The organism is Apibacter sp. B3546, from assembly GCF_009827885.1.
In the GTDB taxonomy this organism is placed as follows: Bacteria; Bacteroidota; Bacteroidia; order Flavobacteriales; family Weeksellaceae; genus Apibacter.
This window is the reverse complement of record NZ_WINW01000002.1, coordinates 560115-583336: the sequence shown is the minus strand read 5'-3', so window position 1 is coordinate 583336 and position 23222 is coordinate 560115. Positions and strand designations below refer to the sequence as shown.

The following is a 23222-nucleotide window of genomic DNA, read 5'->3' as shown; positions in this document are numbered from 1 at the left end:
ATAACAATTTTATCGTGCAAATTTAGTAATAATCTGTAAGTCCTTTAAAATGTTTACCGTATTTATTTACTATTCTTTTTAAAAATTCTTCACGATATCTTATACATCTTAAGAAAAATTTAAAAATTGATAAATTTAATGTTATAAATTTTGATTTTTTTGAGGAAATACTAGTTCTATAAAAAAAGGTAGACAATGAGCGTCTACCTTTACTAATATATTACTAAGAAAAATTACCTTACAAATGCAATTTCAGTAACCGGGCTTCCGGTCAATGGATCTAAAATGCCATTTGCTATATATCCGTTAGCATCTTTAATAGTTATATTTTTAACATAACTAATTTTAGATATATTGAAGAAATTGATTTTTCTGAAAGGAATACACATGTTGAATTTAAATGAGTTAGAGGTTATATTATATGGTAATACTTTGACTGTTTTATTGGACTCAAGAAGAGTACCATTATCAGCATATACATCATAAGTTATTTCTAAATCACCGGAAATAGTTTTTCCTGGTAAGCTGTATTTATAATCTAACAAAACATCATATCCAAAAGAGGTCAAACCGCTACATGGTACAATGGTTGCTTTACCCGCTTTAAAATTTGAAAAAGAAACAGAATTAACATAGTCTCCTTTTTTCCATATATTTATAGATTTTTTGAAAATATCGGTGCTATAGGCAGGTAAACCTAAACTTGAAAAAGTGAATGCCGCAGAGGTATAAACGGTTCCTTGTGAAAAACTTTTAGAGTCATCTGAAGAAGTTCCGTTACCGATATTAGAAGTTTTAAGTCCTACAGTTATTTTACCTTTAACATCAATTAATTTAGATTGGAAAACTTGAACTTGAGGTATGATGATGAATTTCATATCGGTTAAAACTTCTCCGTATAAATTGTTATTAAATCCGTCTATTTTTTGAATTCCATTTTCATAAATATAATCCGGATTATTATTAAGTGTGAATTTAACTCCTAATTTTACATTACCTTCTGCTTTAAAGCTCACGCTAGATCCTCTATAAACGTTTGCTTCAATTTCAGTTGGAAAATTAATTTGGTTTACACTAATTTTAACCGGAACGTCTCCTAAATATTTGCCGGTAGGAATTTTAATAGTTACACTATATTTTTTTAAATAATCGATCAGGATTTGTGGAACATTATCGATAAAATCATGAGAAAATTTACCTTTAAAGTCTTTATCTAAAGTTAAAGTTGGATTATATTCTGTATGGCTGTTATAATACATTTCAATTACACTAGGTATAACGCGTGATTTATCAAAACCTAATTTTACAGCTATAGAAGGGGTTAATTTACTGTCCGGATTAAAAATTAGCCCTTTTACACGAAATTCTTTATTAAAAATCAAAGGATGAAAAACGTATTCTTTATCGTATGCATTTTTAAGTGCAAGTAAAGAACTATTCTTATTAGTATCATCAATATTTAAAGATAAGCTTAAAGTACCGTTTTCAAAAACATCGCCTATATTGGCATCCGTTGTTTCTAAATTATATATATCATTTTTCTGATTAATTGAGGTGATATTTCTTATATACGTCGAATCTTGGGTAATTAAATAAACGGTATTACCCGGGATTAATTCTTTACCGATTTTTTCAGATATGTTTTGTAAACTAATAAATCCTCTTGATAACTCCTCTTTAGTACTAAGAATAGAACTATTTTCTGTATTCAAGGTTACTAAATTAGGGTTTACTTCTACATTATCAAATGAATAGGTAACTCCTTGTATAGAGCCGGACTGATTGATAATTTTCTTATCATTCAAAGAATGAGAAGGTGATGATCCATCATGTAAGTCTTCATTATTACATGAATATAGCGCTAAAATAGTGCTAAGTGTTAAAAGAATTTTTTTCATAAAAATTGTTATTAAAAAATTAGTAATTCATTTAAAATCAGTTGTTTATAACTTTCATTAATATAGTTTTTAATTTCAGATAAATATATATTATTTTTTAATATATAGAAATAAAATATATTAATATTTATCTAAATATTTTTAATATATAATTATATGGTAGTTTATATGTAATAATTTTTATAGAATTGGTATTTGCGGGAGAAATGTTTAATACTAAATACATTTTTAAAAGAATTTTGCAAGTCTAGTTTGAAAAGAACTTTTGGGTTTTATTTTTAAAATATTATTGAATGAATCGCAAATATTATAAAAATTTTTAAAAAAAATTATATAAAATAAATTTAATTTTAGTGGTTGCAGCTGTTTATTGATATAATTTTATAGTTTTTTAAATTGTATGAATTTATAGGGTAAAAAATTTTTTAAATAAAATATACGAATAGTTCTTTGAATAAGAGATAAATATATTAAACGATTTAAATAATCAAATGTTTAGATTAAATTTTTATCCAATATAATATATAAATTAAATGCAATAAAAATAAATTATGGTATTAAAAAAATAGGGGTATATCTTATAATTTATTAATATTTGTAATTTATACCCGTTAAAAAACATATGTTTATTTTGTTTCTAATTAAAAAATTATATTTTTGCTGTATAAAATATTGGGTATGCGTAAATATATTTTAATTCTAATTTTAATATTTGTAGGTTTAGTAAGCCTTTTTTCAAATACGTTATTTTCAGCAGAGTCTTCAAAGGCTGTTGCAGAAGGCATAAGTTTTAATTCTGCTGACGTAGCTTGGATGTTAGTAGCTTCAGTGCTTGTTTTTTTAATGACTCCCGGAGTAGGTTTTTTTTATGGAGGAATGGTCAATAGTAAAAATATAATAAGCACAATATTTCAGAGCTTTATAGCAATGGTGACAATAACCGTTTTATGGTTTATCTTCGAGTTTGGATTGGCATTTGGACCGGATATAGGGGGTATCATAGGAAATCCATTACCTCATATGTTTATGCAAGGAATTGGAACAACATCTGCCTGGGTAGGAGCGCCTACGATCCCCATACTTTTATTTGCCCTCTTTCAATTAAAATTTGCCATTATAACTCCGGCATTAATTTCGGGAGGTGTTGCAGAGCGTATAAAATTCTGGGGTTATTTATTATTTATAGTTATGTTTTCAATTTTTATTTACTCCCCCCTGGCACATGCTACATGGCATCCGGAAGGAATATTGGCAAAGGCAGGAATATTGGATTTTGCCGGAGGCACGGTGGTTCATATGAGTTCCGGTTGGGCGGCCTTAGCAGGAGCCATTTTTTTGAAAAAAAGAAGAGATACAACTCTAGCATCTGCACAAATACCTTATGTAATTTTAGGGGCCAGTTTGCTTTGGATTGGTTGGTTTGGATTTAATGCGGGATCATCGTTTGCAGCTAATGAGTTAGGTGTACTAGCTTTTGCAAATACAACGGCAGCCTCTGCTTTAAGTGCTCTAACCTGGGGATTTTTAGAAAAAATAAATGGAAAAAAATTATCTTCAGTAGGAGTTTGTGTAGGAGCTGTAGTGGGTTTAGTAGCTATAACCCCGGGTGCAGGATTTGTTTCTTTAGGACATTCATTGTTTATCGGATTAATTGCCAGCGTGATTAGTTTTTACATGGTTAAATTTTTCCATACTAACGGTGTAGATGATACCTTAGACGTTTTTCCTTGTCATGGAGTGGGAGGTATGGTAGGAATGCTCTTAACCGGAGTTTTCGCGGATAAGTCTATAAATGAAGATATTCCTTCAAACGGATTGTTTTTTGGAGAGACCACATTGTTTGTTAATCACTTTATAGCAATGATTGCCGTTTCCATATTTGTTTTTTTTGGAACGTTGTTATTATTATTTATTGTAAATAAAATTATTCCATTAAGAGTTGACCCTGATAAAGAAGAATTAGGTTTAGATATATCACAACACGGTGAAAAAGTTTTTTAATAGTTATTAGAATATTTATTCAATGTTTATTTTAAAAGGTGCTTAATAGGAAAAGGATTTCGTAAGAAATCCTTTTTCTTTTATAATTTTGTATAATAAATAGTATGAAGAAAAATAAAATTATAGCAGATTATTTATTAGCATTAATATGCTTTATTATTTTTCTTGTACCCATGATAATTATATTTATTGCGGTTACATTTGACACAAGTATGATTGGAATCTTTACTCAAAATAGAATAGGTAAAAATGGTAAACATTTCAGTTTGTTCAAATTTAGAACGATGAAAGGGGTATATACATCAACGGTCACCACACATAAAATGCAAATCACCCAATTAGGTAAATTATTAAGAAAATATAAATTGGATGAATTACCCCAAATTTTAAATATTCTTATGGGTGATATGTCTTGGGTGGGTCCCAGGCCCGATGTGCCGGGTTATGCGGACAAATTAGAAGGGGAAGATAAAATTATTCTTTCCGTAAAACCGGGGATTACAGGTCCGGCTCAACTAAAATACAGAAATGAAGAGGAAATTTTATCTAAAGTTGAAAATCCACAATTATACAATGATACGATCATTTGGAAGGATAAAATTAATATAAATAAAGATTATGTGAAAAATTGGTCTTTAAAGGGAGATTTTAACTATATGTTTAAAACTATATTTGTAAAATAAAAAAAAAATAAAATTATGACTAAGTTGGCTATTTTTGATTTAGACGGAACTTTACTTAACACGCTAAATGATTTAGCTGATTCATGTAATTATATTTTAGAAAAAAATCATTTACCGGTACATGCTTTAGATTCATACAAAAATTTTGTAGGTAATGGAATGACTCAATTGATTGAAAGAGCTTTGCCATCCGAATTAAAAAGTGATCTCGAGGTAATTAAAAAAATTAAAGATGAATTCATTAAATACTATACTAAGCATTCAGCTATAAAGACAGCACCCTATGACGGAGTAATTGAAATGTTAAAATCACTGAGTTCCATGAATATAAAAATGGCAGTAGCATCCAATAAATTTATGGTAGGTGCTCAAGAATTAGTAAAAAAATATTTTAGTGAAATAAAATTTTCATCTGTTTTTGGACAAAGAACTAACGTTCCCATGAAGCCGAATCCACAGATTGTTTACGATATTATGAATGAATTAGGTATAACAAATAAAGAAGAAATAATTTATGTTGGAGATACCGGAACAGATATGCAAACAGCTGTAAATGCAGGCATAACAAGTATAGGGGTTCTATGGGGATTTAGATCTGAAGAAGAACTTAAAAAATATGGAGCCGAATACATAGTAAAAAGACCTGAAGAAATTTTAAGGTTGGTAAAAAATAATTAAAATCTAACTGCCATAAGTAAATTAAATTATGAAAAATTCAAGAGTGCCTATATTAGATGGACTTAGAGTGTTAGCTATAGGAATGGTTGTTTTAGGACATTATTATAATTTTTCAAAAAATGAAATAGTTAAATTTTTAGCTTATCAAGGATATTTAGGGGTTCAAATCTTTTTCATTATATCCGGTTTTGTTATTTCTATATCATTGGAAAATTCTAAAAATTATCTACAATTCTTAAAAAAAAGATATATTCGGTTAGCTCCGGGGATGTTTATTTGTTCAACATGTACTTTCTTATTTTTTAGTTATATATACAAAGGCGAAGGATATTACAGTTCTAAAAATATAATTAATTATTACATAGCTAATACATTTATAGATCCAAACTTCGTAGATATATTCGTCGGTTATACCAAATATTACTATATAGATAATGCATATTGGAGCTTATGGGTTGAGGTGAATTTTTATTTTTTAATAGGATTTTTATATTTTCTATCGCCTAAAAAAATGATAAGAAATTATATATTGACTTGTATAATAGGCATACCGATTTTTCTTTTATTTTCAAGTGAAATAGGACATGATATTTTGAAAAATTTTATATCACCGGAAAAAATTAAATACTATAAATTTGTCAGTAGAGGATTTATTTTTTTTCATGAATGTTTATGGTTTCTTGTGGGGCTTTTTTTATATAAATTATACAACAATAAAAAAGAATATAAGAACTTAAGCATAATGATTATATTGATAGTTATTTTAACAATTTGGGGGAAAGATATAAAGCTGTTGTTTATTTACCTTTCCATTTTGTTATTGTTTTTAATTTTCGTTTATTTTCCAAAATATCTTTCTTTTTTAAATAATAAATGGGTTTGTAAATTGGGTGTTGCCTCATATTCTTTATATTTAATTCACTATCATATTGGAGTTGCTGCCATAAATAGTATCTATGATTTTTTAGGAAAGGAAATACTTTTAATACCTTTACTTATTGCTTCATTAGCTTGCATTTTTTCATTACTAAGCTATAAGTATTTAGAAACCCCTATATCCAGAGTTTTAAAAAAAGTATTATTAAATAAAAAGACTTGAAAGAATAATGAAAATTCATTGAAAAATTCAAAAAGATTTTAATAGAAAAAAAAATTTTATTAGCTTTGCACGCAAAATAAATGGCCGCGTAGCTCAATTGGATAGAGCGTCAGATTACGGCTCTGAAGGTTGAGGGTTCGACTCCTTCCGCGGTCACTAAAGTAAGTCATTTTAAACGAGTTAAATAGCTTGTTTTTAATGACTTTTTTTATTGAAATTAGAATTTTAACAATTTTAATTAATGTATAAAGTCTAATCAAATTTCATCAAAATAGTTAATAGGGATTTACTAAAAGAAATTAATTGCATGATAAGTAATCTGACTTCAAATGTGAAATACGATTAAATTAGAGTGAGGTTCATTAGTGTCTAATATTTTTTTTACCAATACGTATAATAAACTTTTCATGTTCTAAAACTATTTAACAATAATTAAAGTAAAGTACAAGATACTTACATCCTATACGTTCTTTTATATAATTAGTTTAGCAAATAGATTCATCGTTAAAGTATTCTTTATGAAATCTCTTAAATTTCAATACGTTATATTTTTATTCTTCCCTCTAATTTTTGTTGCTCAAGAAAGAGCTTTATTTATATTTAAAGATTCGATAGAGAGTAATAAAAATAAGTATGTAGATCATTGGGATGTAAAACATTATGATCTAATCATTGAACCGGACTTTACAACTAAATTTTTAAAAGGATCAAACAAAATTAAATTCCAAAATAAAGGATCTGATATAATTCAAATTGATCTTCAAAATCCAATGAAGATCGATAGTATTTTGACAGTAAAAAATAACCGTGTACCCTATATAAAAAAAGGAAATTATTACTATTTAGACTTAAGTAGCGATGCAGAAAAAGAAAATGTCGATCAGGAACTTATTATTTATTTTAGCGGAAAGCCTAAAGTTGCAGAAAATGCTCCCTGGGATGGAGGTTGGATATTTTCTAAAGATAGAAATGGTAAAGATTGGATGACCGTTGCTTGTGAAGGCATTGGAGCTAGTGTGTGGTTTCCATGCAAGGGCTATTTGGGAGATGAGCCGGATGAAGGAATGACCTTAACTATTGTTACCAATAACCACTTAAAAGGTATAGGCAATGGGAAACTAATAGTTAATTGGAATGAATCAAAAAAAAATTATTTTAAATGGCAGGTAATTAATCCCATAAATTCATACAATATAATTCCCTATATAGGAGATTACGTAAATTTTAAAGATGAATATAAGGGAGAAAAAGGAAATTTAGAATTAAGTTATTGGGTTATGCCTGAAAATTTAAATAAAGCTAAATTTCAATTTTCACAAGTAAAAAAGATGCTTGAAGCATTTGAATATTGGTTCGGCCCGTATCCTTTTTATGAGGATGGTTATAAGATTGTTGAAGCGCCTTATTTGGGCATGGAACATCAAAGTGCAATTGCTTACGGCAATAATTATAAAAATGGCTATTTAGGTCAAGACAGAAGCGGTACGGGTATAGGGTTGGAGTGGGATTTTATTATAGTTCACGAATCCGGACACGAATGGTTTGGCAACAATATTTCTAATGCAGATATTGCAGACATGTGGATACATGAAGCATTCACTACCTATTCGGAAACGTTATTTGTTGAATATTTTTATGGAAAGGAAAAAGCAAACAGGTATATAATAGGACAAAGAAAGAATATTAAAAATGATATTCCCATTATAGGAACATATTCTAAAAATAAAAAAGGAAGTTTAGATATGTATGATAAGGGAGCCAATATGATACATACCATAAGACAAATTATCGGAAATGATGAACTATTCAGAAATATACTCAGAGGTTTAAACCAAGATTTTTATCATCAAACTGTTACTTCGAGTCAAATAGAAAATTACATATCAGAAAAATCAGGAATTAATTTTTCTAAAATTTTTGACCAATATTTAAGAACTGTAGATATACCCGTATTAAATTATTATATAAAAGATAATACCTTATTTTATAAATGGTCAAACGTTGTTAAAGGCTTTTCAATGGAAATAAACACGTCCATAGGTAAAATCAAACCTACAGAAAATTGGAAATCCGTCAAACCTAAGAATTTAATCAATAAATTTTATGTTGATGAAAATTTTTATGTTAAAGTCTATAAATCAAATGAATAACTCATTTCTTTTTCAACTTTTTAATGGTAATAATTGAAATACTTATAAACCCAATCATTGTAGCAAAAAGATAGGTTAAGAACATAAAATTTAAATACTTAGCAGGTATGGGATCATACCAATAGATAATAATCATTTCTGCTGCCTGAAAAAATAGTAATATACCGACTATGTATAAAATAATGAAAAACATATACTTCATTATATCGGTAGTTTTTAGTAAAAACCGATAAAGCATAAATGAAATAATAATAAATCCAATAAAGAGCAAACTATAAATAAAGTAAATCATAAAAAATAGTATTAATCAGTAATTTCATCTTCAGCGGAACTCTCCTCGTTTTCTTCCGTAGAATTAAGTTTTTCCATTAATACTTTATCTATTCTATTTGCATCTTTATCTACAATTTCAAATGAAAATCCGTTATAATTGAATTTTTCGGCAACTTCAGGAATATACTCCATGTGATAAATAATAAATCCGGCTAACGTAACATATTCATCATCGTCTAATTCTATAATGGTATCATCAAAAAAAGAATTTAAATCTCTTATTCCTATATTACCGTTAACTAAATATGAATCATCTTCACGTTGCACAATTTCTGTCTCTTCTTCATCGCTCTCAGGCATGTCACCTACAATACCTTCAATAAGGTCTTGCAAAGTGATAATACCTTGAAAAGTACCATATTCATCTACAACAAAACCCATATGCTGTTTATTTTTACGGAATTCTTGTAAAATATCAACAGAATGCATATTTTCATGAATGAAGATCGGAGTTTTTAAAATGGATTTGATATCAAAATTTGGCGTGTTTATATTTTCATAAAATTCTTTTATAGCCAAATAGGCATTAGCTTCATCTAAATTACCGTCACACACGGGAAATTTGGTAAAATTGCTGTCTTTAATTTGCTTTTCAATTTCTTCGAAACTATCTTTTAAATTAATCCATTCAACTCTTTTGCGGTATGTCATTAAACTTTTTGCTTTTTGTTCTGAAAAAGCAAAAACATTCTGATGCAATTCACTTTCCTCTTTTTCTAAAACCCCTTGTAAACTTGCTGTCTTAAGCATATAAATTAGTTCGTCCTCAGAAATTTTTTCACCTTCCACATTTGAAATTTTAAATATCTTATTAAATATATGGGTTGAAAATGAAAGGATTTTAACAAACGGATACAAAGCCATTGAAAAAACTTTGATAATTGGAGCAACAGTCAAAGCTATTTTTTCAGGATTTCTCATGCCGAAAGTCTTAGGAATTAACTCTCCCAAAACTATGGACACATAAGTAATCAATGCTATAATTACCATATAAGACAGTTCATTAGCATGGGTTGCTGTCAATGAGAAATGCTCAAAAAATGGAGTAACGTATTTTACTAAGGTAGCGCCTCCATAAGCACCCGATACAATACCGATCAAAGTTATACCCACTTGAATAGAAGATAAAAAATCTTCCGGTTTTTCTAAAAGATTGAGTACTATTTGAGCCTTTTTATTTCCTTTTTTAACTTTGTTTTCAATTTTTTGCCTCTTTACAGATACTAAGGCAATCTCAGATATAGCGAAAAAGGCATTTAAAAGAGTTAATAATAAAAGAATTCCTATTTCTAACATTTTAATATAAAAAAATTAAGTTTATTCCCAGGTAGTTGTTTCAATCATTTTAATAATATCTTTTTCAATATATTCAACAGCAGGTTGTAAAGAATCAGGCCGAGGCTGAACTTTAAAATATAAATTTCCTGAAAGGAAATGTTTAATACTGTCTGTTACATAAAATTGAATATTTGAAGCAGATTCGCCTCCCAATCGATAAAGATTCCCAAATACCTTTTTTTCCGGATAAGAAAATGATTTGGTTTTTATAGAATTGGCTTTTATGGTATGTTCATATACAAGTCTCTGAGCTTCTTTTAATAGCGAATTTAAATTTCCGTTTACCTCAGAATAAGTTAAATATAGAGTTGCTTTCATGAATGGATAACTAAAATTGTACCAACAATTTTTGTGTTTATCCTCTACTTTAGTGAGGTTCGAATACTGAAATTCAAAAGGACATTTTTCTTTTTTAAAAAATATGTAATTGGGTGCAGGGTATTCTAATCTTACCTGGCCGATTGGCTTAGGTAAATATTCTTCTTTCTTACAACTAAGTAAAAACAAAGAAAATAGAATAATAAAATATAAAATATATAATTTTTTTAATGATTTACTCATCTAAATAAATAAATTTAGTATTTAATTAAATAATATATATAACGAATTTTTAGATACAATACGTATATTATCCCATCTATTACCTATAAATAGAAACTTTTTATATAAATATTTTATCTTGTAATAAAAATATTTTTGAGGGGATAAAGTATATGCAAAAGCAGTCAATGCACATACCTGTAGATTTTTGCTAAATAACTTAAAGAAAGTTTTTCTCTTAAAACAATAGGAGAAGAGAAAATTATAAAATAAGAGGATATAAATTAATGAAATACTCGTGGGCCCGGGCTCGTCCATATAAATTGAAATTTTATTATAAGTATTTTTGAAGTTTAAAAATCATGCTGAATTATGTCTTCATTTTCAGGTTGTTTACCCAATAAGTTGGATAAAAATAAAATATTATCTGCAATAACTTCGGTAATATGTTTAGTAATACCGTTATCATCAAATTTACGGGTTTTAAGTTTTCCTTCAATGTAAACTTTACTTCCTTTTTTCAAAAATTTTTCACAAAGTTCTGCCAGTTTATTTCTTGCAGTTATATTATGCCAATCAGTTACATCTACTTTTTCTCCGGTTTCTTTATTCATATAACTTTCAGATGTGGCAACCGGAAAGTTAACAACAATATTTCCATCACTAAACCTATAAGATTTTACGTCAGTACCTAAATTCCCAACTAAAATTACTTTATTAATAGATGTACTCATTTTTATATATAAATTGATCGCATTGATGAGCAAAAATAATAAAAAATTTAATTATAAAATAAAAAATTTTCCATGGGTTTTGGAAAAGCGTAGCTTTTTAAGTTGTTTTTATTCAAAATTATAGCATTTATTTTATGGGCGACTTGATAAAAATCATTTTCATCAATTTCAATTTCTGAAATGGTAATAGTTAACAATCTATGACTAAGCTTATGTTTAATCTGATGGTTATGGATAATTTGGTAATTCTTGAAATTTTGGTCAAATAAGGGGAATTCATATAACCCTTTCCAAATCGAATTGTTATTTCTTTTTTTTATTAATGTTAAGTCTTTACAAAAAAGATAGGCATAATGTATACTTTCTTCTTTAATTTTAACCGAGGAAGATTTAATAGGAAGAACGTTTTGTAAATTATTAGTATAGGCCAAACATTCCTCCTGAATAATACATTGATCACATTTTGGATGTAACGGTGTGCAGACCATCGAACCGAAATCCATGATCGCTTGATTGAAATCACCTGGATTTTCCGGCATTAAAGGTTTAATTAAATCAAAAAAGTAGGTAAAAGTGCTACTTTTACTTATATCCTTTTCTGAGCCAAAAACTCTGGAATATACTCGAAATGCATTACCGTCAAGAGCGGGCACTTTTTCATTAAAAGATATTGAAGCTATGGCAGCGGCAGTATATTTTCCAATTCCTTTAAGTTTAATTATTTCATTATAAGAATCAGGGAAAATACCATTTAATTCATTTACAATGTATTTTGCGGTAAAGTGTAAATTATGCGCTCTAGAATAATACCCCAATCCCTGCCAGGAATTTAATACTTCATCTTCGGCGGCATTTGCCAGAACTTCAACATTAGGAAATCGTTGAATAAAATTTAAATAATATTCATATCCTTGATTAATACGAGTTTGCTGAAAAATAATTTCCGAAATCCAAATATTATAAGGAGAAAGAGTTTCCCTCCATGGCAGTAAGCGTTTATTAATTTTATACCATTTCTGTAAAAGACTAATAAAATTCACACTTTTAAATGTTTATAAGTTTTACTTTCCAAAAATAATATTATATTTGCAAACTCAAAATTTAATTAGAAGTATAATAATATAATATTAAAAGTATGACAAAAGCAGATATCGTAAATTCGATTTCAAGTAAACTGGGTCTTGAAAAAGTTGAAACTCAAAAAGTCGTGGAAGTTTTTATGGATGAGATTAAAACTGCTATGGCTAAGGGTGATAATGTTTATTTAAGAGGTTTTGGAACTTTTTTAATTAAAAAAAGAGCAGCTAAAACAGGAAGAAACATTTCTAAAAATACAACTATTAAGATTCCGGCTCACAATGTACCTGCTTTTAAACCAGCTAAGTCTTTTGTTGAAGACGTAAAAACAAATGTTAAAGTCAAAAATTAGTAATAATTAATAAATAAAAGAACACTATGCCAAGCGGAAAAAAAAGAAAACGTCATAAGGTAGCGACCCATAAACGTAAAAAAAGAAGAAGATTAAACCGTCATAAAAAGAAAAATAAATAATTTTCTTCTAACATAAAACTAAGGTTTTTTTACTTAAGATATTTGTACATTCTTTACCAAAGTTTAAACTCAAAAACAATAGGTAAAGAATGTTTTTGTTCAAAAATGAATGTGTATAAGGGTGGATAATTAATGTAAAAGATGAGTAAAGAATTAATAGTATCATACGAACATTCAAAAGTTAGAATTATAATATTAGAAGGAGGGAGGATTCAAGAACTTCATGAAGAAGAAATAGGAAATAATTTTACGGTTGGAGATATTATTATGGGCAAAGTAAAAAAACTTGCCCCAAGTCTTAATGCTTGTTTCGTAAACATCGGATACGAAAAAGATGCTTTTTTACATTATCTTGATTTAGGTCCACAAATTAAATCTTCATTAAAATATTGTAAAGGAGTATCTTCCGGTAAAATAAATTCACCCAAATTAACTTCGTTCCCTTTTGAAGAAGATATAAACAAGGATGGAGTTATACAAGATGTTCTAACTCCTAATCAGGATATACTCGTACAAATTACCAAAGAGCCTATTTCAACCAAAGGTCCTCGATTATCTTCCGAAATTTCTTTAGCCGGAAGGTATCTTGTATTGATTCCTTTTGCATCCAAGACATCAGTTTCAAGAAATGTATCTACTGCTGAAGAAAAAGACAGGTTGAAACAAATCGGAGAACAAATACGCCCTAATGGTTTCGGACTTATTATTAGAACGGTAGCAGAAGGTAAATCCGCTCAAGAATTACAATCGGAATTAACTAATCTTTTAAATAAATGGAACAATGTGTGCTTTCGTAATATTAAAAAAAGCAAAGCACCTGCCAAAATTTTGGGAGAATTAGATAAAGCATCATCAATTCTTAGGGATAATTTAAATGAAGATTTTGTTAGTATCGTTTGTGATAATGAGGAATTGGCCGGAGAGATGAAAGAATACCTTAATATTATAGCTCCCGAAAAATCTAAGTTAGTTAAATATTACGATTCCCATATTCCCATCTTTGAATATTACAATATAGATAAGCAAATAAAACAATTGTTTGGTAAGCATGTTAATATTTATCAATCGAAAGGCGCGTATTTGATAATTGAACATACTGAAGCCATGCATGTTATAGATGTTAATTCAGGGAACGTTACAGCCAATCAAAAATCTCAAGAAGATGCAGCCTTACATATCAACAAATTAGCTGCAGCAGAAATTGCTCGTCAATTACGTTTACGAGATATCGGAGGAATCATCGTTATAGATTTTATTGATCTTACTTCATCTCAGCACAAAAAAGATCTTTATGAGTATTTAAAAAAGGTAATGAAAGATGATAAAGCAAAACATAAAATCTTACCTCCAAGTAAATTTGGAATAGTTCAAATCACCAGACAAAGAGTACGTCCTCAAAAACAGTTGAATACAACAGAGGAAAATCCTAATATTAATGGAAAAGTAGAATCTCCTATTGTATTAGTAGATAAAATTCAACAACAAATCTTAAATGCCATAGTTTCTAATAAAGGCAAATTGTATTTGCATACGCATCCATTTGTTGCAGCATATTTAACTAAAGGCATAAAAAGCATACGTAATGAATGGTTTCTAAATTACAAAAGATGGATTAGGGTAATTCCTAGAGACAGCTTTAAATATCTTGAATTTCAAATACAAAACGAAGAGAAGGAAGTCATCTATAAATTTTCAAATTAAACTCTATACTTATTTTTCATTCATTACACACTCTTTCTATCCTTCTTTTTGAGGAGATAAATTTAATTGAATAGTAGATCTGAGCTTAAAGATACGGTTTCTTAACATTCTTAGAAACAATAATCATAGTTCGACTTTTACTCTAAAATTTATAGGTATATCAGATTTTAGAAATAAAATTTCCTATCCAAACACCCAAAATTCCTATCAAGATGCTGATACCTATATATAAAGCTAAAGTGAAGAATTGATGATTTTGATATAATTGCAAATTTTCAGCTGAAAAAGTTGAAAAAGTAGTATATCCACCACAAAAACCGGTTATTAATAGTAATTTTATTTCATTGTTTATAAAATTAAATCGTTCTGATAATCCCAAAAATAATCCGATGACAATACATCCGCTACAATTTATAAGAAAAGTAGCTAAAGGAAATATTCCTCCATAATATTTTTGGATATAAAGAGATAATAGATAACGAATGATTGAACCTATAGATCCACCTAATCCTACTAAAAAAATATTATAAATCATAAAATAAAATTATCTTTATCTAAATCTTTACTATTAACAAAAAGTGTAATCAAGTTAATAAATTTCTTGCATCGAATCCTTAAATGCCGTTGTCATCATCATCTTCTTCATTACTATACCATTTCCTGTATTTAATATAATTGGAAGCCGTCTGGTGTATTTTATTTTTCATTAAATCTTCTGAAACCATACCTATTTTTTTTGCCGGAATTCCTGCCCAAATTTCACCACGTGATATAAACGTACCTTGAGTGACTACAGCTCCGGCAGCAATAATTGCGTTGCTTTCTACGGTTACCTCATCCATGACTATAGCTCCCATACCAACCAGAACATCATCGTGAATAGTACATCCATGTACAATTGCATTATGACCTATAGATACGTTATTTCCAATAAGGGTAGGATGTTTCATATAGGTACAATGAATGACTGCATTGTCTTGAATATTAACTTTGCTGCCGATTTTTATAAAATTAACATCACCACGGATTACAGCATTAAACCAAACAGAACTTTGGCTTCCTATAGTCACATCTCCGATGATTACGCATGTTTCTGATAAATAACAATCATTTTCAATTGAGGGAAATTTATCTAATACTTTTTTAAGTAGCGCCATATTTTTAAATAATATTATAAGAATCTGTTTATAGATACTAGCAAGTTATGTAATTTTGAAGAATTAAACTAAATGACATGAAATTAAAAATTGAAAAAACTCCCAATAAAAATATAATTAAATTCGTTGCCCCCTCAACATTAGTAGAAGGCAGTTATGAAATATCGGATATAAAAAAAGCAGTTGATATTCCTATAGCACAAGAATTACTTCAATTGCCATTTGTTACTCATATTTTTATTACAGCAAATTTTATTGCTGTTCAAAAAAATGATATGGTAGAATGGGATATGGTCTTAGATGAAGTAAAAGAATTAATTGAAGACGAATTACTGGCGAATCCTTCAGTTGTTTTACAGCCGCGTAATACTCCCATATCTGTGTATGTAGAAATGACGCCTAATGCCTCTGTAATGAAATTTGTTACCAACAAAATTTTAGTTGAAGGAATAATTGAATTAAAAAATGAGAGCGAAGCTAAAGAAGTCCCTTTAGCACAATATTTATTTAGTTTTCCTTATGTAAAAGAAGTGTTTATATCGGATAATTTCGTTTCCATAACTAAAGCCGAAGATTATCAATGGGAAGATATCTCTATGGAACTAAGGTATACTATTTCTGAATTTTTAAGAGAAGAAAAAGAGATCAGCAATATAAAAAATTTTTCCACCTATAAAACTACAGATCATACGGAAAGAGAATTTTCAGAAATTGAAATTAAAATTAAAAATATTTTGGATGAATATGTGTTACCTGCAATTGCCGGAGACGGAGGTAATATAGAACTTATTTCTTTCGATGAAGAAACTAAGGTAGCTAAAATGCTTTTACAAGGGGCATGCAATGGTTGTCCATCCTCAACATATACTTTAAAAAATGGAATTGAGGAACTTTTAAAACAAATGTTACCTAATGAAATTGAAGCAGTAGAAGCGATTAATGGGTAAGTTAACTTATCCATTAATCCTTTGTAAGCTTTTCAGCAATACTAGTACAAGCTTCGTTCAATAGATTGAAAACATTTTCAAAATCTTCTATATCACCGTAATAAGGGTCCGGAACACTTTGTTTAACAGCGGTAGGAGATTCGGACATAATTAACTTAACCTTTTTTTTATCTGCTTCTTTTTTTGCTTTGAAGATTATATCGCTGTAGTTGGCATGATCCATAACATATATGGCATCAAACTCGTCGAAATCAGAAGTAATAAATTTTCTGCCTCTTAGCTGAGAAATATCAATATTGTTTTTTTTACAAACCTGAATCGCACGTTTATCAGGTTTTTCATTTACGTGATAATCGGTTATCCCGGCACTATCTACAGTAAAACTATCAGGAAGTTTTGAACGTAAAATTCCTTCTGCCATAGGGGAACGACAAACATTACCTAAACAAACCATTAATATTTTCATATATCAGAAGTCAATTTTTTATTTAAATCGTCAACATAAGATTTGAATAACTTATCTGTTTCAAATAAGTTGTCAACCGTTTTACAAGCATGTAATACGGTTGCGTGATCTCTTTTACCAATTTGAATACCAATAGAAGAAAGAGAGGCATTAGTATATTTTTTAGCGAAATACATAGCTAGTTGTCTCGCCTGAACAATATCTCTTTTTCTGGTTTTTGATTGTAAAGCATCAATTGATACTTTAAAATAATCGCAAACCAAGTTTTGAATATAATCTATGGTAATATCTTTTTTGGAATTAGTAATAAGATTAGATAGTGTTTTTTCAACAAGATCTAAGGTTATTTCCTTTTTATTGAAAGTTGCCTGAGCAATTATGGAATTTAGAGATCCTTCCAGTTCTCTAATATTGGTTTTAATATTTTTAGCAATATATCCTAAAACTTCATCAGAAAGCGCAATACCATCAAATTCCATTTTTTGTTGGAGAATTGCTAACCTTGTAGTATAATCAGGGGATTGTATTTCAGTTGAAAGTCCCCATTTGAATCGAGAGATTAATCGTTGCTCAACATCTTGAATGTCTACCGGCGATTTATCCGAGGTTAATATAATCTGTTTTCCGTTTTGATGTAAATGATTAAAAATATGGAAAAATACTTCTTGTGTACCTTTTTTACCCGATATGAAATGAATATCATCGACGATCAACACATCAATCATTTGATAAAAATGAATAAAATCATTTCTATTGTTTGATTTAGTAGCTTCCTGGAATTGTTGACAAAATTTTTCCATGGAAACATACAAGACGGTTTTTTCAGATTGAATTCTTTTAACTTCTAAGCCGATAGCATGAGCCAAATGGGTTTTTCCTAAACCTACACTACTATAAATAAATAAAGGATTAAAAGAAGTACCGCCGGGTCTTTTAGCAATTTGTTTTCCCGCAGAACGGGCAAGACGATTAGAATCTCCTTCAATAAAATTATCAAATGTATAATTTGTATTGAGTTGACTATCAATCTTTAATTTTTGTAATCCGGGAATAATAAATGGATTTTTAACTCCTCTTTCAATAAATAGGGGAGCTTCCACTTCCTGAACCTTTATTTGTGCTTTTTGGGAACTTGGAATGTTAACGGTATAGGAATTTTCAGATTGTTGGTTTTTTTCCATCATAATGGAATAAACCAATTTGGCATCTTTTCCCAAATTTTTAGTTAAGGCACTTTTTATTATCTTTATGTAATTTTCTTCAAGATATTCATAGTAAAACTTACTGGGTACCTGTATGGTTAATATTTTATCTTGAAGCTTTACGGCCTTGATAGGTTGGAACCATGTAAAATAGGATTTCTCAGAGATATTATCTTTGATATATTGTAGACAGGCTTCCCATATTGAAATCGCAGAATTTAACATTTTTTTAAATTTGTATAAAAAATAAAGGATAAAATTTTACCCACCTTTTAGATCACAAAATTGTTAATTTATTTTAGAAAAAAAAAGAGGATTACCTGTTGTATTTTTAGAAATTTATTAGTAAGTAAATATATATTCTATCTTGGATGAAATAAAGCGTAAAAATAAGAATATGATAGGATAAATTGGATAAAAAACAATAGTTTAAAAATATTGTTTATTAGTAATAATTTGGATTGTATAAATTCGATCTATATAAGGCCAATAAAGGGATTGCAGAATATAAGCCAATAGTTGTGATAAACGATTTATTCATCAAATAGGCAAAAATAGAATTGAAATGTTGTTGAACAAATTATTTATTTTAATATCCATCATTTTTCTAAAGAAATAGGTATATTTTTGGTCTGTGAAATCAAAAAAAACAAGATGATTTTTATGGCTTTTAAAGAAGGAAAATTAGTGTAATTTTGGATTAATAAATCGGTAGAAAATTTGTTGCTCAGTACGATAAGTGAGCTATAAAATTTTTTTTATGACAATAAAATTTTGAGCCAAATAAGAATCGAATTTTTCAAAAAATAATTCTTTATTTTTCATGGGAACTTCAACTACAAGATAACATTTATCGGAAAAAGTGCTTGATACTATTTCAATCGATAATTTTTTTAAAAGAGTCATAACAGAAGATTGATACGCATAATCAAATAACAGCTCATAGTTCTCACTTAATTCCTTAGAAATGATTTTTGCACATTCAATAGTATATTGAGCACTTTCTTTATAAGCTTTTATCAATCCCCCAACTCCAAGTTTAGTTCCTCCAAAATATCGTACTACAATTAAAAGTACATTGGTTAGTCCTGAAGAAAGCAATTGATTATAAATAGGTAATCCGGCAGTACCCGAAGGTTCTCCATCATCATTGGCTCTGTATAGCTCTCCCGAAATGCCCATTCGAAAAGCATAACAATAATGCGTTGCATTGGGATATAGTGTTTCACTAAATTTTAGATAATCCTTTACTTCTTGTTCATTATTGACATTAAATATTAGCCCGTAAAATTTACTTCCTTTAATTTTTAAAAGAGCATTCGTTATTTCAGTATCAACAGTTTTATAAATAAATTTATCATCCATGTAAATTTAAGATATTGATTTGTAGATAATTGATTAAAATAACGTTGATGGATTTTTAAGATATGAAATAAGATTGTCTCCCACCAATTCTTGATAACTAATATCTCCGAAAGGAATAGGGGCATTAGTACCATTTTTTAATATATTTGGTGACGTGATGATCATTGCTTCGTCCCACATTCCTTTATCAATAAAATGTTGTAAGGTTTGTTTACCGCCTTCGATGATTACCGATTGAATATTTTTGTCGTATAACACATTTATAATTTGGGGAACTAAATCCTTGTCAAAATCTAATTGAAAATAGTTTAAATGGGTAGTTGATTGAGATTTTTTTTCCGTAAAGATAAAAGTCTCAGCTTGGTCATCGAAAATAGAATGACTGAGAGGAATTTCTAAATTTTTATCGATGAGTAATCTTATTGGGTTATTACCATAAACAGATCGGGTAGTTAAACTAGGATTGTCTATTAAAGCAGTATTTTTTCCGACTAATATAGATTGTTCTTCATTTCTTAATACATGAGTTTTTTGTATTGAAAACGGATTGCTGATCCAGAACGGATGGTTTCTATCTCTGCCGTTATCTATTTTTTTATTTAAAGTTTCTGCCCATTTTAAAATAATATACGGTCGTTTTTTCAAATGATAAGTAAAAAATCTTTTATTTAATCTTTTACATTCTTTTTCCATAACACCGGTAACTACTTCTATACCCGAATTGCGAATTATTTCAATTCCTTTACCGTTAACTTTACTCGTTGGATCCTGAGTACCGATCACCACTTTTTTAAACTTTAAATCCTTTATTTTTAAAGCGCAAGGAGGAGTTTTTCCGTAATGAGCGCAAGGCTCTAAGGAAACATAAATGGTACTTTTTTTAAGTAAACTTTGATCTTTAACCGAGGAAATGGCATTAATTTCAGCATGAGCTTCACCGGATTTTCTATGCCAGCCTTCTCCAATTATTGTATTGTTGTAAACTATAACAGAACCTACTAAAGGATTAGGATAAGTGGTTCCTAAACCATTTTGAGCAAGATCTATACAACGTCGCATGTAGATTTCATCGACAGTATTACCCATAAATACTTTTTATAAGCGGTGAAATAGATTATTCTTCCTCAGTTTCTTCAGAAATACCTTCACCATCTTCATAATTTGAATCGCTTTCAGACAAATTTAAATTAACCAGTTTTGAATAAGTCTGTTTTAATTCATCCAATTTAGTTTTTTTAGATTCAATATTGTTTAATGTATTCTGTAAAAGCGGATTGTCTTGATTGGCATTTGAAAAGTATGATAAATTATTCTCCAATTGAACAATTTCATGTCCCAAATCTTGAATTTGCTTTCTCATTTTTCGTAGATCTTCATCCAGCTTTTTATCATCTTTAGATTGCTTATAATTTTCTACTTTAATATTTAACTGAATTTCATCAATGATGTTTTTATCAATATCGAATTTTTTAATAAGATTTTTAATAGCTGAATTAAATTCTTTATTGATGTTCATATTCTCTCTGGGAACTTTTCCTATTGAATTCCATTGAATGCTGTAATCATTGATTTTAACAAGGGCATCTTCTTTATCAGTAGCAGAAATGGAGGAAATTTCTTCCAAAAGACTTTGCTTTCTTTTTAAATTTTCGATCCATTCTTCATTAACTTTATTATTTCTTAATTTATATCGGTTAAAGAAATAATTGCAATTTTCTCTGAATTCATCCCAAAGTTTATCAGAATATTTTCTTGGAACATGACCAATATTTTTCCATTCATTCTGAATCTTTTTATAAAGATTTAAAGCAACTTCCCAATCTTCGCTGTCTTTATTTGCTTTAGCGATTTCCAATAGGTCGTTTTTCTTTTTAAGATTTTCTTGTTGGATCTTTTTTAAATCTTTATAAAATGTATTTTTCTTATTGTTGATTTCATGAAGCAAACTTTTAAATTTACTCCAAGTGTCACTACTGGTTTCTTTAGGAATTCTTCCTGTAGTAAAGAAAGCTTCTCTTAAATTTTCTATTTTCTTAACATTATTTTGCCAGAAGGAATGATCGGGATTTTCAGCGGATGCTATAGTTTCAAGTTGAGAAATAATGGCTTGTTTTTTCTCCAAATTTGCTTGTTGTTCTTCTTTAATTTTTTCAAATAATTCAGATTTGCGTTCGTGAATTTTTTGGGTTATAGCTTTAAATTCTTGCCAAGTACTTTCTCTAAACTCTTCCGCCACAGGTTCTGCTTGTTCTTTCCATAGCTTGTGCAAATATTGCAGTTCATTTAATGCTTTTTGCACACTAGGCTCAGTTGTCAATTCTTCGGCTCTGCTAATAATAGCCCTTCTTTGTTCCAAATTATGAGCATAGTCCAATTCTTCAAGTTCCTTATTTAATTTGATGAATTCATGTGTATTATCTAAATGATGAAAATAGGTTCTGAAAATATCACCGGCTCTTGATTTAGGTATCTTACCTGCATTATGCCATCTTTCTTTTATATCTCTGAATTTTTTAAAAAAAGAACTGATCGATTCCATAGGGGTTGTATACAGCTCTTTTAATTCTTCAATTATCTGAAGTCTTTTATTGAGATTATTTTGCTCGTTTTGTTCTTGTTCTTTATAATATGAGTTTAGTTTTGTTTTATAGTCGTGGTAGGCTGAATTGAATTTGTTTTTTAAGAATTGATCGGGTTGATAACTTAGCTCGTCTCCACCTTCATTAAGGAACTTTTGTTTTCGTTCCGTTTCATGTTCATCAAATTTTTTTAAAAATATATCCCTTATGGAATTAATATTTTCTCCAATTAATTGAACTGGATAATGATTGTGAAGATATTTAAGCTCATCAATGAGTTTTTCTAATGAAAAAGATTCATAATCTTTTTCAGGAATGGTTGTTTCTTCAACGGATTGATCCTCCTTGTTGTTTTCAGAATTTAGCTCATCAATAGAATCTTCCTTAGAAGAATTTTTATTATATGTTGATTCTAAATTTTGAGTTGATTCAACCTTTTTTTCATTTCCTTCTGCATTATGCAGGTTATCCGATTCAGTACCCATATTTTTGATATTTTTCCAAACAAAAATATAAAAAATATTGCAAATGTGCTATATAAGTGATAATAAAATGTAAATGGATTAAATATTCAAAAAAACATGATTTTTATGTTGTTAAATAAATAAATCAAAAAAAATATTAGAGTTAAATAAATCACAAAAAGTGTTAAATAAAGTAGAAATTAAATTTTTTTAGTTTTTAAATATTTAAAATCTAAAAATTATATTAACAAATTCTTAAAGATATAAAGCACAATGTAAAAATTAATAATAAAAATTTTTATCTTTTTTTACTATATCGAATTTTAAGATGAAGAA

At 28.6% G+C, this 23222-nt stretch carries 20 protein-coding genes and 1 tRNA gene; 9 read left to right on the top strand and 12 right to left on the bottom strand.

Going from position 1 to position 23222, the window contains the following annotated elements:
• Positions 1 to 233: 233 nt before the first annotated feature.
• Entirely contained in the window at positions 234 to 1898 is a 1665-nt protein-coding gene (locus GFU93_RS02615) for a hypothetical protein (RefSeq protein ID WP_160566978.1), read from the bottom strand.
• Positions 1899 to 2576: 678 nt separating this feature from the next.
• On the opposite strand from GFU93_RS02615, the gene GFU93_RS02610 reads away from it, so the two are divergent.
• From GFU93_RS02610 to GFU93_RS02585, 6 genes are all read left to right on the top strand, one after another.
• Positions 2577 to 3899, top strand: coding sequence for an ammonium transporter (locus GFU93_RS02610; protein ID WP_160566975.1), 1323 nt, complete (start codon positions 2577 to 2579; stop codon positions 3897 to 3899).
• A gap of 104 nt (positions 3900 to 4003) precedes the next feature.
• On the top strand, positions 4004 to 4582 hold the full coding sequence (locus GFU93_RS02605) for a sugar transferase (protein WP_160566972.1): 579 nt from the start codon (positions 4004 to 4006) through the stop codon (positions 4580 to 4582).
• A 15-nt stretch (positions 4583 to 4597) separates the two neighbouring features.
• Positions 4598 to 5260 carry an HAD family hydrolase gene (locus GFU93_RS02600; protein WP_160566969.1) on the top strand — a complete coding sequence of 221 codons (663 nt, stop codon included), beginning with the start codon at positions 4598 to 4600 and terminating at the stop codon, positions 5258 to 5260.
• Between the two features lie 28 nt (positions 5261 to 5288).
• Entirely contained in the window at positions 5289 to 6359 is a 1071-nt protein-coding gene (locus GFU93_RS02595) for an acyltransferase (protein ID WP_160566966.1), read from the top strand.
• A gap of 82 nt (positions 6360 to 6441) precedes the next feature.
• Positions 6442 to 6515 (top strand) — tRNA-Arg (locus GFU93_RS02590).
• A gap of 362 nt (positions 6516 to 6877) precedes the next feature.
• Positions 6878 to 8509, top strand: coding sequence for a M1 family metallopeptidase (locus tag GFU93_RS02585; RefSeq protein WP_160566963.1), 1632 nt, complete (start codon positions 6878 to 6880; stop codon positions 8507 to 8509).
• A gap of 303 nt (positions 8510 to 8812) precedes the next feature.
• On the opposite strand, the gene GFU93_RS02580 is transcribed toward GFU93_RS02585, so the two are convergent.
• The 4 genes from GFU93_RS02580 to mutY all read right to left on the bottom strand — a co-directional run bounded on the left by GFU93_RS02580 (position 8813) and on the right by mutY (position 12494).
• Positions 8813 to 10138, bottom strand: coding sequence for a hemolysin family protein (locus GFU93_RS02580; protein WP_160566960.1), 1326 nt, complete (start codon positions 10136 to 10138; stop codon positions 8813 to 8815).
• Between the two features lie 21 nt (positions 10139 to 10159).
• On the bottom strand, positions 10160 to 10741 hold the full coding sequence (gldD, locus tag GFU93_RS02575) for a gliding motility lipoprotein GldD (RefSeq protein WP_160566957.1): 582 nt from the start codon (positions 10739 to 10741) through the stop codon (positions 10160 to 10162).
• A gap of 332 nt (positions 10742 to 11073) precedes the next feature.
• Positions 11074 to 11454, bottom strand: coding sequence for a single-stranded DNA-binding protein (locus tag GFU93_RS02570; RefSeq protein WP_105298023.1), 381 nt, complete (start codon positions 11452 to 11454; stop codon positions 11074 to 11076).
• Between the two features lie 47 nt (positions 11455 to 11501).
• A complete protein-coding gene (gene mutY / locus GFU93_RS02565; protein WP_160566954.1) occupies positions 11502 to 12494 on the bottom strand; it encodes an A/G-specific adenine glycosylase in 993 nt (330 codons plus the stop codon).
• Between the two features lie 95 nt (positions 12495 to 12589).
• Here mutY and GFU93_RS02560 point away from each other — a divergent pair, with 95 nt between their 5' ends.
• A complete protein-coding gene (locus GFU93_RS02560) occupies positions 12590 to 12883 on the top strand; it encodes an HU family DNA-binding protein (protein WP_105298021.1) in 294 nt (97 codons plus the stop codon).
• A gap of 263 nt (positions 12884 to 13146) precedes the next feature.
• A complete protein-coding gene (locus GFU93_RS02555; RefSeq protein ID WP_160564159.1) occupies positions 13147 to 14706 on the top strand; it encodes an Rne/Rng family ribonuclease in 1560 nt (519 codons plus the stop codon).
• A gap of 160 nt (positions 14707 to 14866) precedes the next feature.
• Here GFU93_RS02555 and crcB read toward each other — a convergent pair whose 3' ends face one another.
• Both crcB and GFU93_RS02545 read right to left on the bottom strand, forming a co-directional pair.
• A complete protein-coding gene (gene crcB / locus GFU93_RS02550; protein ID WP_160566951.1) occupies positions 14867 to 15241 on the bottom strand; it encodes a fluoride efflux transporter CrcB in 375 nt (124 codons plus the stop codon).
• A gap of 79 nt (positions 15242 to 15320) precedes the next feature.
• Positions 15321 to 15863 carry a gamma carbonic anhydrase family protein gene (locus GFU93_RS02545; protein ID WP_160566948.1) on the bottom strand — a complete coding sequence of 181 codons (543 nt, stop codon included), beginning with the start codon at positions 15861 to 15863 and terminating at the stop codon, positions 15321 to 15323.
• Between the two features lie 77 nt (positions 15864 to 15940).
• Here GFU93_RS02545 and GFU93_RS02540 point away from each other — a divergent pair, with 77 nt between their 5' ends.
• Positions 15941 to 16810 carry a NifU family protein gene (locus GFU93_RS02540; protein ID WP_160566944.1) on the top strand — a complete coding sequence of 290 codons (870 nt, stop codon included), beginning with the start codon at positions 15941 to 15943 and terminating at the stop codon, positions 16808 to 16810.
• A 13-nt stretch (positions 16811 to 16823) separates the two neighbouring features.
• On the opposite strand, the gene GFU93_RS02535 is transcribed toward GFU93_RS02540, so the two are convergent.
• From GFU93_RS02535 to GFU93_RS02515, 5 genes are all read right to left on the bottom strand, one after another.
• Positions 16824 to 17276 carry a low molecular weight protein-tyrosine-phosphatase gene (locus GFU93_RS02535; RefSeq protein ID WP_255410618.1) on the bottom strand — a complete coding sequence of 151 codons (453 nt, stop codon included), beginning with the start codon at positions 17274 to 17276 and terminating at the stop codon, positions 16824 to 16826.
• On the bottom strand, positions 17273 to 18703 hold the full coding sequence (gene dnaA / locus GFU93_RS02530) for a chromosomal replication initiator protein DnaA (protein ID WP_105298016.1): 1431 nt from the start codon (positions 18701 to 18703) through the stop codon (positions 17273 to 17275). Before dnaA ends, GFU93_RS02535 begins: the two co-directional genes overlap by 4 nt.
• A 519-nt stretch (positions 18704 to 19222) precedes the next feature.
• Positions 19223 to 19843: a YigZ family protein gene (locus GFU93_RS02525; protein WP_160566941.1), complete on the bottom strand. Its 621-nt coding sequence runs from the start codon at positions 19841 to 19843 to the stop codon at positions 19223 to 19225.
• A gap of 33 nt (positions 19844 to 19876) precedes the next feature.
• A complete protein-coding gene (gene ribD, locus GFU93_RS02520) occupies positions 19877 to 20929 on the bottom strand; it encodes a bifunctional diaminohydroxyphosphoribosylaminopyrimidine deaminase/5-amino-6-(5-phosphoribosylamino)uracil reductase RibD (RefSeq protein WP_255448636.1) in 1053 nt (350 codons plus the stop codon).
• A 28-nt stretch (positions 20930 to 20957) separates the two neighbouring features.
• On the bottom strand, positions 20958 to 22907 hold the full coding sequence (locus GFU93_RS02515) for a DUF349 domain-containing protein (RefSeq protein ID WP_160566938.1): 1950 nt from the start codon (positions 22905 to 22907) through the stop codon (positions 20958 to 20960).
• Positions 22908 to 23222 lie beyond the last annotated feature (315 nt).